This is a genomic window from Rhizobium sp. 01T444 (genome assembly GCF_056398305.1).
Genome location: NZ_JBFTPD010000020.1, coordinates 52892 through 65169, shown reverse-complemented (window position 1 = coordinate 65169; position 12278 = coordinate 52892). Strand labels below are relative to the sequence as shown.

The following is a 12278-nucleotide window of genomic DNA, read 5'->3' as shown; positions in this document are numbered from 1 at the left end:
CTCTTTGCGCTTTTCGAAAGCCCCGGCTGGTCCGGGGCTTTTTTGATGTCTGCTGTCGTTATCACCACAGGCAAGTTCGCAAATCGGTAAAATGCCGCTTGCCTCAGCTATCCAAATCACATAAAGATATCTTTATATCTTGATTGGGTAGAATATGAGCGAACCCCTAAGGCTTGGACTGGATGCGCTGGTGGACGTCTTGAAGGCGGCCGGCGAACCGACGCGCCTGCGGCTGCTGGCGCTGCTGGCGGCGGGCGATCTCACCGTGACAGATCTTACGGAAATTCTCGGCCAATCCCAGCCCCGTATCTCCCGGCACCTGAAGCTGCTTGGCGAAGCGGAATTGATAGACCGCTATCAGGAAGGCGCCTGGGCCTATTTCCGGCTGGCGCAGGAGGGCAAGGCCGCTGCCCTGGTACGGGCCTTGCTGAAGCATGTCTCCGAAAACGATCCTGTCGTCCAGCGTGACGGCGAGCGTCTGGCGTCCGTCAAGCGCCAGCGTGCCGAGCGGGCGCAGGCCTATTTCAGCCGCAACGCCGCCGAATGGGACGAGCTTCGCCGTCTGCATGCTGCTGACGAGGAGGTGGATGCGGCCGTCATCAAGCTGCTCGGGGCCAATCCGATCGATTCCCTGCTCGACCTCGGCACCGGCACCGGCCGCATGCTGGAGCTTCTCGCCGGCCGTTATCGCCGGGCGATCGGCGTCGATGCCAGCCGCGACATGCTGAGCGTGGCGCGCGCCAATCTCGACAAGTCCCGCATCACCACGGCTTCGGTACGCCACGCCGATATCCTGAACCTGCCTTTCGAGGGGCAGGATTTCGATCTGGTCACCATCCATCAGGTGCTGCACTTCTTCGATCAGCCTGACATCGCGATCACGGAAGCCGCGCGCATGCTGCGGCCGGGCGGACGTCTCGTCATTATCGATCTGGCGCCGCACAATCTCGAATATCTTCGCGACGAACATGCCCATGTGCGTCTCGGCTTTTCGCATCAGGCCATGTCGGACTGGGTGCGCAAGGCTGGGCTCGATATAGAGCAGGTCGTCGACCTTCATCCGGGTCAGCAGGGCGAGCAGGGCCTCACGGTCACGGTCTGGCTCGCACGCGACCCGAGGCGCCTGATGGCCTCGCTGGAGACCGAAGGCGCCGTACCTACATTTGCCGGGAGAGAATAAATGACCCAGAAAAACGACGCCCGCCGCCGCGATATCAGGATCTCCTTCGAGTTTTTCCCGCCGAAGTCCGAGGAGATGGAGGGTCAGCTCTGGAACACCGTCCGCGACCTGCAGGACTGGAACCCGGAATTCGTCTCGGTGACCTATGGCGCCGGCGGCACCACCAAGGCGCCGACGCTCTCCACGGTCACGCGCTTCCTGACCGATACGCCGCTTGCGACCGCGTCACACCTGACCTGCGTCAGCGCCACGAAGGAAGAGACGCATCAGGTGGTCGACAGCTTCCGCAAGGCAGGCGTCACGCATTTCGTGGCGCTGCGCGGTGATGCGCCTGGCGGCGTTGGTGCGCCTTACCAGCCGCATCCGGGCGGCTATGCCAATGCAGCCGAACTGGTGGCAGGCCTCAAGCAGATCGGCAATTTCGAAATCTCCGTCTCGGCCTATCCGGAAAAGCATCCGGAAAGCCGCGACCAGGCGGCCGATATCGAGATGTTGAAGCGCAAGGCCGACAATGGCGCCGACCGCGCTCTGACACAGTTCTTCTTCGACAATGACAACTTCGAGCGTTACCTCGAAAAGGTGCGTGCGGCCGGCGTCAGGATCCCTGTCGTGCCGGGCATCATGCCGATCCAGAACCTGACGCAGTTGAAGCGCTTTGCCGGCGCCTGCGGCACGGTCATCCCTGATTTCCTCGATCAACGTTTTGCCGGATATGACGACAAGCCGGAGGAGCGCGCCAAGGTTGCCGCCGATGTCGCAGCCGAGCAGATCGAGGATCTCGTCCGTCGCGGCCTCCACGAGTTCCATCTCTATACGATGAACCGTGCGCCGCTGGTTTCTGCCGTTCTCGCCAACCTCGGCCATTCGCGACAGACGGCGAGAAGCGCCGGCGCTGCCGCCTGATCAGACAGATACTGTTATCAGCATATAGGAAAAGCGCATGCCGGGCGGGGCATGCGCTTTTCAATATCTGGGGCTGATTGTTTCAGGAGTTCGGTATTCAGTCTTTACGCTTCGTATCGGCTCAAATGAAGAGCATGGATACGACGAATGCGAACGCTGCACTGACCAACAGGACATTCAAGGATTGCGTAAGTCCCATGTCTGCCTCCTCGCGTTAACCAGCTAATAATATGTCGGAAATGTGTTAGTTGGGAAGCGCTTCTTGTGCTGCACTGCCGAAGAGGGCAGTGGATAAGTCTAGCAACCACCCTGCAAGCTACTGAAATATAATTAGAAAATTACGCTCTCAAAATTTAACGCTTCGTTACATACCGATAGCAGCGATTCACGCTTTTGGCGAAAGAATGGCGCACTGCAGCATAATCATTTCAGGTTACCGCGCCAGAGCGGTGGTAGATGCGACCATCCAGTATGACAAGTCCCGCGCCGATCAGCGCCATGCCGGCAATCTCGGTCATTTCCAGTCGCTCACCCAGGAACAGGAAGCCGAGCAGGATCGCGCTCGGCGGCACGAGCAGCGTCACCAGAGAGGCGTTGGTCGCGCCTGCAGCGGCCAGAATACGGAAGTAGAGAATATAACCGAAGGCGGTGGATAGCAGGGCGATTGCCAGAATGGCGGCGATGGCGTTGGCCGAGGGGATGGAGAGTGCCCAGGGACGGTCCATAACGAGCGACAGCGGCAGGGCGACCAGCGAGGATGCCGTCATCTGGCCGGCAGCGATGACGGGCGGCGCCACGCCCTTGAAGCGCTTGCTGTAAGTGGCGGCAAAGCCGTAGGAGACCGCTGCGACTACGGGTAGGAGAAGTGCCCAGAGGGGCAGGTCGCTGCCATCAGTGATACTCGGGCCTATGAGGACGACTGTGCCGAGAAGGCCGGTAAGGCAGCCGATGATCTTGGCCGAGGAGAGCTTCTCATCTGATGTCAGGTAATTGGCGATCAGCACCGTCCAGATCGGTGTCGTGGCATTGAGAATGGAGGCAAGGCCGGCGCCGATGCGCGTCTGGCCGAAGAAGATCAGCGCGTGGGGCAGGGCGTTGTTGAGGATGCCGAGAATGAGGAATTCGCGCCACCGGCTCTTCAGCAGTGGATAGATGCCGAAGCGCCCGCCGATGTAGATATGCAGCGCGACGGCTGCGATGGAGAGGCGCGCAGGAAGACGAGGGTGAGTGGCGGCACCTCCACAACAGCGATGCGCGCGAAGAAGAAGGAGCCGCCCCAGATCAGACCGAGCAGGGCAAGAAGCCCCCAGGTCAAAGCACTCATTTTCTGTTCCATGCCGATCCCTCCCATTTGCTGGGAGGTTTAACCGATCGGCGGATAGCCGCCACCCGATTCATGCAGCCGGGTGTCGAAAGAGAAAATGTGAAGTCTCAGAGCGCGTTCAGCAGGGCCGGTGTCGCCCAGCCGTCGGCCGGTATGCCGAGGCGGAGCTGTTCCTTCTGGATTGCCACACGAGTGCCGGAACCGAGGATGCCGTCGATCTCGCCGACGTCATGGCCGAGCGAATCGAGCTTCGTCTGCAGCTGCTTCATCTGGTCGTTGGAAAGGCCCTGTTCGGGCGTGCCCTTCTGATAGGTCGGGGCGCCGGAGAGGCGGGTCGCGAAATAGGCGGCAGAGGTCGTGTAGATGAACGACTTGTTCCATTCCAGATAGATCTTGAAATTGGGATAGGCGATGAAGGCCGGTCCAAGGCGACCCTGTGGTAGGACGAGATCGCCTTCAAGATTGGCGAAAGCGGTGTTGCCGTCGCGCGGCTTGACGCCGAGGTTGAACCATTCGCCAGCCGTCATCGTGCCGCCGAGGCCCGACTTTTCCCAGGGAAGGTTATCTGGCACGGTGACTTCCTGCAGCCAGGGCTGGCCGCGCTCGAAGCCGAGATGCTGGATGAACTTGGCAGCCGTCAGGATCGCGTCCGGGCCGCTCTGCTTGAGGCGAACATGGCCGTCGCCGTCGCCATCCATGCCATATGCGATGATATCGCGCGGCAGCATCTGAACCTGGCCGATTTCACCGGCCCAGGCGCCGGTGTTGGTCTGCGGGTCGAGGTCGCCATGCTGCACCATTTCGATGAGGGCGATCAKCTGCGGGCGGAAGAGTTCCGGGCGCCGGCAGTCATGGGAAAGCGTCACCAGCGCGTTACGCGTGTTGAAATCGCCCTGTACGGCGCCGAAATCCGTTTCCATTGCCCAGAAGGCGGTGATGATCCCGGCGGGAACGCCGAATTCCTGCTCGGCGCGGGCAAAAACATCGGCATATTGCTTCATCTTCTGGCGGCCGATATCGAGGCGAGCCTGGCTGACGGTGCGCTGCGAGAATTCCAGAAAGGTCTGGCGGAAGACGCCCTGGGCCCGGTCGCGGCTCAGGACTTTGGGATCGATCTCAGCGCCGGCCAACGCCTGGTCTGCTGCTTCGGCGCTCGCACCCGCTGCAATCGCCTCTTTCTTGACGCCCTGGAGGAAGGTGGAGAGATCGCCACCGCAGGGTGCTGCCGGGGCCGAAGCTGCCGCATCCGGAGCCTGCTGGGCGGCAGCGCCTGTTGCTAGGACGCAGGCAAACAGAAGGGCAAGTGCAGAGCAGCTTTTGAGCGAGCGGTGCATGAAACGATCCTCGTAAAATGACATAGAATGCCGCCGATTTCACAGATGAATGTGACGGAAGCAAGAAAGATTAGGGCACGTTACTAAGAATTTCTATCCTTGGAAACGTCAGCCACCCAGTTGTTCCAGTTTTTCGCGGAGCCGGCGAAGACATTGATATCCGTTGGCCCCTGAATGCCGGGAATGACGCCTGTCGACGTATACTGCCAGAAGGCCCAGCGTCGGTCGGCATAGGTCACGTCAGGATGTTTGGCGGTCGAGCGGACCCAGAAATGATAGTCCTGGAAATAGCCGGCTAGATTCTCGCGGTGGAAATCGACAGAGGTGTAGATGATCGGCCGCTTGCCGTAATAGGCTTCCAGGCGATCCATGAAGCGCTGCATTTCAGAACGTACGGTGGCCGGGTCGGGGCGGAAGCGACAGGTCTTCGATTCTGCATTCCACTCGACATCCAGCACCGGCGGCAGACGCATGGATTCCCTGGGAACGTTGCGGATGAACCAGTCGGCCTGGTCGTCGGCGGAGGAGCAGAAATAATAGAAGTGATAGGGCGCATGCGGAATGCCTGACGCAGCTGCCTCGCGCCAGTATTCGTCAAAGCGCGGATCGATCCTGTCCTTGCCTTCGGTCGCCTTGATGAAGGCGAAGGCGACGCCGGATTTGCGCACCGTCTGCCAGTCGATATCACCCTGCCATTTGGAAATGTCGATGCCGTGGACAGCGTTTTGCTGCGGGCGCTTGGGCCCGAAATCCTGGGGATCGGTATCCTTGAAGCGGGCCTTCGGCTTTATAGAAGCGGTTTCGAGATAATCGTAACCCGTGGAGCTGCAACCGGCGAGCAGCAGGGCAAGCGGCAGGACGCAAAACAGAAGCCGACGCATAAATGTTCCGTCGTGATGATGGATCTGCCCCACAGCCTGACCTTCGAAAAGACGCGCCCTGCAGAGGGTATAACCCTCTTTTCTAATATCAACGTAAAAAAATGGTTATTTACAAGCGAATTATGAGCGCCTGCTGATAATCGCCGCCCGCCAGGCGTAACCGCCGCCGATCGTCTCGAACGACAGCCGCGCGTTGTTTTCAGCGGATTGCGCTTCCAGAACCTCGCGCAGATTGGCACGCGGCGTGACATGGAATTTGGCGAGCCAGGCCTGCAGCAGGCTGCGGAACCAGCCGGGCAGGCCCTCCTGCTGGCCGAAATCGACGATGTGGAGCTGGCCGCCGGGATTGAGCGCGGCAATCGACGCATCCACCGCGCGTTCCCAATCCGGGATCATCGACAGTGCATAGGAAATCAGAATGCGGTCGAAACCGGTGGTGCCGAATTCGCGCGGCGTATAGGCCGTGGCATCCGCCACCCGGAAATCCGGGACCGTCGCCTTGGTGGCGAAAGTCTTGCGGGCGGAAATCAGCATTTCCTGGGAAATGTCGAGACCGTAGAGCTTGGCCGTCGGGAAATGCTTGTGGGCAAGCGCCATGTTGCGGCCGGTGCCGCAGCCGACTTCTAGGAGCGTGCCGCCCTCGGGAACGTCGAGATTGCGGATCGTGCTGTCACGGCCGAGAAGATAATATTTGCGGGTGAGATCATAGAAATGGCGCTGGTAGCGGTACATGCCGTCCATCAGGTCGGCATGTTCCTCGCTCTTGACGGTCATCTCGTCGACTTTGCTCACGCCTTCTTCCCGTAGATGTGGAAGCCGCCGTAGATTGCCGAGCGGTCCTGGGTGGTCATCTCACGCGACTGCTCTTCGAAATAATGCCACTGGTCGCGGATTTCAGGGGCAAGGCGGCCTTCGATGATGCTCTTTTCGGCGGCCGTGCGGAAGATCACGCGGGCTCCATCGCGGGCGGTGCGGGTGATTTCGCGCCAGACATCATTGAGCTGCTGGTCCGTCATCCAGTCCTGCGCGTCGAGCAGGATGTAGCGGTCGCGCGATGCGGCGGGCTCGCCGGCCAGAAGCTCGGTGAAGCTTGCGTGGTGGACGTTAACGCGGTCGACATTGGCGCGGATCACCTCATAGTGCTCCGGCTTCAGATAGGTCGGCAGCGGGCCTTCCTCGCCATCGGCGTAGCGGCGCGCAAAGGCCTGCCAGGCGAAATAGTTGTCGCGCATCGGGAAATGGCAGGCGAGCTTTTCCAGACGGTGTTTCAGAACCGGTGCGATGGAATTGTCGGCGGCAAGGCTTGCCAGCTCGTCATATTGCTGCGGCGGAATGCCAAGACCGAAAAGCGAGCTCTTGCGGTTGGTGATCCAGCGAACGACGGGCTTTTCAAAGAGAGGAGCGATCTGATCGTCGAAGAACTGGCGCTGCTCGCGAATCGTGCGGGCCTTGGTCATTTCCTGCAGTTTCACGCCATGCAGGCGGGCGAGAAGATGAGCGGCACCGATGAAGCGGCCGAGCAGGCCGGTTTCATAAATGTTGCGGTCAAAAACCGTGACGCGCCGGCGGCCGAACTTGCGGGTGTTCCAGTAGGCGCGGGTCGTATCATCGAGATTGGACGACAGATAGCGGTCGAAAACCCGGCTGTTCGACTTCTCGTTCGGCATCGCCAGGAAGCGCACGAGATCGGAATGGCCCGGCAGGTTCTTGAAGGCGGCAAGCTTCAGCCTGTTCAGCGCAATGTGGTGCGGATTGAGGTCGACCACGTCGATCGAAGCCGGCGCCTTGGAAAGGTAGGCCAGCATGTTGCAGCCGCCCGAGCCGATCGTGACGATACGGTGATTGGGCTTCAGCTCCATCGCCTGCATATCGAGATCCGGGTCTTCCCAGATCTGTGGGTATACGAGGCCGGAGAAGAGAAGGCCGAAGAGACGCTCGGAGAAGCCGTCCTTGGAAAAAGCCTTGTGGCGGAGAAGCGCTGCCTTGAGTTTCCGGTTCTTGCGGAAGCCGGTATCCGGTGCAAATTCCGACATGAGTCTGTCACCTTTTTAGCGTTCAGGGCGTGTAACGCGCCTCTGCTACAGTTTGATGACGAGCCCTGTGGGCCAAGGCTTCGAGGAGACCCGGCCAAAACTTCCGCGAAATTTGAAGTCGATTAAAACACTTCTTTTCGCTTCTCTCTTTCCGTGAGCCAAGTTTCCTGCTTCTCTCCGTTCCGTGGAGGATTGCATGCGAGTTGTTCCGCGTATCTTCAAGGGCTTGACCCTGCTCGTCATTCTCGTTGCCATAGGCGCAGTCGCGTGGCTCTCCATAAGCCCGCCGGAGCTCCTGAAGGTGGGCAATGGCTACGCAGCCAAGATCGTCTGCTCCAATGTCTTTATTGCCGGTCGTGATCCCGACGCCGTTCTTTACGACGATGTCCAAGCGCCTGGAAACCCGCTGCTCAGGCTGATGCGCGTCGAGATCGATCGTGACAGCGGGCGGGTGACTTCGCGTTTCATGGGCCTGTTTGCGCCGAGCTACGCGCTTTATCGCGGTGCTCTGGGCTGCACGAGCGTGCCTGATGGCGATTTCGATGCCGCCGCCAGGGCCGCACCGCTGGTGCCGGCGCCTCAGGTGGGTGAAAATGACGCGGTCTGGCCGGACGGCGACGGCGTTGATCCTGCGACCGGCAATGCCAAAGTCGCGGCCCTTCTCGCCGACGCCAAGCTTGCTGGGCCTGCCATGCGGGCGATGRTCGTCGTGCAGGATGGTCGCATCATTGCCGAAAGCTACGGGCCGGGCTTCAACGCCGATACGCCGCTGGTCGGCTGGTCGATGACGAAGACCGTCAATGCGGCGCTGATCGGCAGGCTGATGCTGTCGGGCAAGATCTCCTTCGATGACACGCATCTCCTGCCGCAATGGGCGAATGATCCGCGCGGCGACATCAAGCTCTCCGACTTGCTCGGCATGGAAAGCGGGCTCGCTTTCAACGAGGATTATGGCGCAGTTGCCGATGTGACGCGCATGCTCTACCTCGACCCCGATATGGTTTCCCTGCCGGCCGGTGCGCCTCTGGTGGCTGCTCCGGGCTCAGTTTTCCGGTATTCCAGCGGTACGGCCGTGCTTCTGTCACGTATCTGGATGAACAAGGTCGGCGATCCGCGGGCGGCGTTCGATTATCCCCGCGATGCGCTGTTTTCTCCACTCGGGATGACGAGCGCTGTCTTCGAGGCCGATGAGCGCGGTACGTTTACCGGCAGTTCCTATCTCTATGCCACGGGGCATGACTGGGCGCGTTTCGGCCAGTTCCTGCTTCAGGATGGCGTGTGGAACGGCCAGAGGCTTTTGCCGGAAGGGTTTGTTGCGATGATCCGCACGCCGACGGCAAGTTCGGGCGGCAAATATACGCAAGGCCAGGCCTGGCTTGCGGGGCCGGGGGGCGGCACGAGCGCGGAATTCGGCCTGCCGCAGGATACGTTCTGGATGCAGGGCCATGACGGCCAGACGGTGGCAATCATTCCTTCGGCCAATCTCGTTTTCGTCCGCATGGGGTTGACGCCGAGCTGGCTGGGCTACAGGCCGCAGATCGTGCTGAAGGAAATTCTCAATACGCTTCAGTCGGCGAAGCCGGCTGAGGCCCGTCACTGATGGTGTTTTGTATCAGTAATTGGACTATCAGTAATTGCCTTGGGCAATGTCGGTCATGCCCTTGCGCTTGGCGTCATAATAGTAACCGCGGGCATAGAGACGAACGGCGTCGTCTTCCTTCTTGTCGGCTACCTGCCAGGCGCCCTGCAGGTACTTGCCTGCATATTTGATATTGGTTTCGGCGTCGAAGAGGCCGGCGGGATTGCCGCCGTAACCCATCGACTTTGCGGTGTTGTACTTGATCTGCATGAGACCGAAGTAGCCGCGCTTGTTGTAGGCCTTGGAATTGTAGCGGCTCTCGCGATGAACGACGCGGTGGAGCAGCGATTCCGGAATTTCGTAAAGCTTCGAATATTTGCTGATGAGCTTGCTGACGAAGCTCTTTTCGACGGTCGGCGCATCGTCGCGGTCGTCATCGCTGAACATCGGCGGGGCGGCCGGCGGATCGATCGGACCGGACTCGTCGAAGCCGTAGTCCATGGTGAAGCGCGGTGTGGTGTCGACGGCGGCAAGCGCTGCGAGCGCGCCGTTCTGCGGTGTGGTGGCGGCGAAGGCAAGCTGCGTGGAGGGGCTTGCCGGCGAGCCCGGACGCGGCGTCGGAACGACGGACTGGATCGCCGTCATTTCGGGCGTGAGCGGAATGGGAGCATAGCCGTTGACGGCAACCTGCTGGACACCGCCCTGCATGGCAAAATCGCCAGCCTGCTGCTGCACGGGGGAGACGACATTCGGCATTGCGGCTGCAGTGAGAACAGGTGCGGCAGTTGCTGCCTGGGGATTGAGAGTGGCGACGGCCGGGCCGTTTGCGCCTTCAGCAGTCGGGATAGCAGCCAGCGTTGCATCTTCACCCGGCTTCGGCATGGGAATCACGGTCTGTGCGGCGGTCAGTTCCGCCTGAGAGGTATATTCGACGCTCGCGCATCCGGAAATGACACCGCAGAGCATGGTAGAGACCACAAGACTGCGTTTCAGGCCGGAAAATCCGATCGCTACCATTCTCTCACTTTCGTGAATCCCGCCGCCCCGGCAGCGTCTTAAAAGTTACTAAATACCTTAAGCCCCGGGGATAGCCATTAACCTATTCGTGGCTTTCCAGCAACCACGGAATATTACTAGGCTGCAATACGACGATACCCGGCGGTTACGGCGCCGGCAGCGATGAGGAGAGTGCCACCGGTGCGGTTGACCGCGCGCTGCACGCTGGCCTTACGAATCAGGCCTCGGGCGGCATGCGCGGCCATGGCGTAGCAGGACGCATTAATGGTGGCGAGAACGAGGAATGTCGCTTCCATGATCAGCATCTGATCGAAGAAGGGAAGGGCGGGGTTGAGGAACTGCGGAACGAAGGCGACGAAGAAGACAATGCTCTTCGGGTTCAACGCCGTCACCATATAGGCGTGCAGGAAGATCCGCAGCGACTTTTCTTCCGGCAGGTTATCGTTGTCCGCGATGTGTTCGCCGACGATCGGAGCCCGCCAGAGCTTGATTCCGAGCCAAATCAGGTAAGCGCCGCCGATCCACTTCAGCACGGTGAACAGTGTCGCGGATGCGGCGAGCAGTGCGCCCAGTCCAAAAAGCGACGCCGTCATGGCCGTGAAATCGCCGAGCGCCACGCCCGAAACGGTCGCCAGCGCCGTTTTCCGGCCATGACCCAGCGCATAGGAAACGACCAGAAGAATGGTCGGTCCCGGTATGGCGAGCATGATGGCGGATGCGGCTGCAAAAGCGAGCCAAGCTTCAAGCGACATGGAATCTCCTCCTATTCCTAGAGAACAAGCAAAGACACCATATTAGCCATCCGTCAATCATGCCGCCCTGTATTTTTGCCCGATCTGGCTCATTACTTCACCAAACCATGCGGTTGCAAGATCAAATGGCTTGCCACCCTTGATGCGCGGAAATTCTATTGTGCGCAACTTGCCGTTCTGCGCTTCATCATGGCCGGTTACACCCGAGATCTTGTTGAGAGCGCTTTCGACTGCGAGGTCTACCATGCTCTGGATCAGGCGCAGATCGTCGCCGTTTGCCGGTGCTGAACGGGCGAAATAACCGGATTTCTGGACGAGCGAGCGCTCGGCATCGAGCAGGCTTGCGAACTGCTTCTGGAACCAGGCGCCGACATTGATCGTGTCGATCTTCACATGTCCGAAGGCATCGCGCTTGACCGTCTCGCCGGCGGCCTCGCGTTCGGCAACGATGGCATCGAGGCAGGCGCCTTCCGATACGAAGACCGTGGCATGGCCGGTGCGGTCCATGATCTCCTTCAGGCGCGCGGCCTCGGCATCGAGATCGAAGGCCATTTCCGGCAGGTAGACGGCGTCGATGCTCTTCATATGCGCGTTCATCATCAGGCCATCGACATATTCATTGCCTTTGGTGCGCTGGAGATAGGCGCGGGCGGTAGCGGCCGTCAGCCAGCCGCAGTGGCGGCCCATGACCTCGTGAATGACGAGCGTGCGCGGGGCGGCGGTCTGTTCGTTGCTGACATTGTCGAAGAAGTGGGCGCCGACTTCGGCGGCCGTCCAGGCGCCGAGCGACTGGCGGATCGGCACGACGTCGTTGTCGACGGTTTTCGGCAGGCCGACGACCGTGAGATCATAACCGTTTGCCGCAAGATAGGCGGCCAGATCCGCGGCTGTCGTATTCGTGTCGTCGCCGCCGATCGTATGCAAGATGGTGACGCCGTCATTGGCAAGGCGCTCCGCGGCGACCCGCAACGGATTTTCGCCTTCCTTGACGAGACCGCGCTTCACGCAGTCGGCGGCATTGGTGAGCTTCACGCGGCTGTTGCCGATCGGCGAGCCGCCATAACGGTGCAGGCGCGGCGCCTTCTCGCGCATTTCCTTGTTGATCGCGACGCTGTCGCCGAGCAGCACGCCCTGATAACCGGACTTGTAGGCGATGAGCTCGATATCGGGTGCAACGTCGCTATATCGTTCGATGAGGCCGCCGACGGCGGATGAGAGGCAGGGCGCGAGGCCTCCGGCGGTCAGCATTGCGACTTTCTGTTTGGCCATAATCCC

General features: G+C 60.4%; 10 protein-coding genes and 1 pseudogene. 3 read left to right on the top strand and 8 right to left on the bottom strand.

Annotated elements, in window-relative coordinates:
* The first annotated feature begins 154 nt into the window (after window positions 1-154).
* Window positions 155-1180, top strand: a complete 1026-nt coding sequence (locus tag AC1DTN_RS24425; RefSeq protein WP_113181102.1) for an ArsR/SmtB family transcription factor — start codon at window positions 155-157, stop codon at window positions 1178-1180.
* Entirely contained in the window at window positions 1181-2083 is a 903-nt protein-coding gene (gene metF / locus AC1DTN_RS24420) for a methylenetetrahydrofolate reductase [NAD(P)H] (protein WP_477922968.1), read from the top strand.
* Window positions 2084-2511: 428 nt separating this feature from the next.
* On the opposite strand, the pseudogene AC1DTN_RS24415 reads toward metF, so the two are convergent.
* The 5 genes and pseudogenes from AC1DTN_RS24415 to AC1DTN_RS24395 form a co-directional block, all read right to left on the bottom strand.
* A pseudogene (locus AC1DTN_RS24415) lies at window positions 2512-3419 on the bottom strand (DMT family transporter).
* A gap of 95 nt (window positions 3420-3514) precedes the next feature.
* Window positions 3515-4741 (bottom strand): lytic murein transglycosylase, encoded by a 1227-nt coding sequence (locus AC1DTN_RS24410; RefSeq protein ID WP_477922967.1) that lies wholly within the window; start codon window positions 4739-4741, stop codon window positions 3515-3517.
* Between the two features lie 83 nt (window positions 4742-4824).
* Window positions 4825-5622, bottom strand: coding sequence for a glycoside hydrolase family 25 protein (locus AC1DTN_RS24405; protein WP_113322243.1), 798 nt, complete (start codon window positions 5620-5622; stop codon window positions 4825-4827).
* Window positions 5623-5742: 120 nt separating this feature from the next.
* Complete coding sequence (locus AC1DTN_RS24400) at window positions 5743-6396, bottom strand: class I SAM-dependent methyltransferase (RefSeq protein WP_439017256.1); 654 nt, start codon at window positions 6394-6396, stop codon at window positions 5743-5745.
* 14 nt (window positions 6397-6410) lie between these two features.
* A complete protein-coding gene (locus tag AC1DTN_RS24395) occupies window positions 6411-7655 on the bottom strand; it encodes a BtaA family protein (RefSeq protein WP_439015946.1) in 1245 nt (414 codons plus the stop codon).
* Between the two features lie 196 nt (window positions 7656-7851).
* Between AC1DTN_RS24395 and AC1DTN_RS24390 the strand changes: the two genes are divergently transcribed.
* Window positions 7852-9255 (top strand): serine hydrolase domain-containing protein, encoded by a 1404-nt coding sequence (locus AC1DTN_RS24390; RefSeq protein WP_477922966.1) that lies wholly within the window; start codon window positions 7852-7854, stop codon window positions 9253-9255.
* 27 nt (window positions 9256-9282) lie between these two features.
* Here AC1DTN_RS24390 and AC1DTN_RS24385 read toward each other — a convergent pair whose 3' ends face one another.
* The 3 genes from AC1DTN_RS24385 to AC1DTN_RS24375 form a co-directional block, all read right to left on the bottom strand.
* Window positions 9283-10251 (bottom strand): transglycosylase SLT domain-containing protein, encoded by a 969-nt coding sequence (locus AC1DTN_RS24385; RefSeq protein ID WP_439015944.1) that lies wholly within the window; start codon window positions 10249-10251, stop codon window positions 9283-9285.
* A gap of 116 nt (window positions 10252-10367) precedes the next feature.
* The gene (locus AC1DTN_RS24380) at window positions 10368-11003 is read right to left on the bottom strand and encodes a LysE family translocator (RefSeq protein ID WP_439015943.1); all 636 of its coding nucleotides are present in this window, start codon (window positions 11001-11003) and stop codon (window positions 10368-10370) included.
* 57 nt (window positions 11004-11060) lie between these two features.
* Window positions 11061-12272, bottom strand: coding sequence for a pyrophosphate--fructose-6-phosphate 1-phosphotransferase (locus tag AC1DTN_RS24375; protein ID WP_439015942.1), 1212 nt, complete (start codon window positions 12270-12272; stop codon window positions 11061-11063).
* Window positions 12273-12278 lie beyond the last annotated feature (6 nt).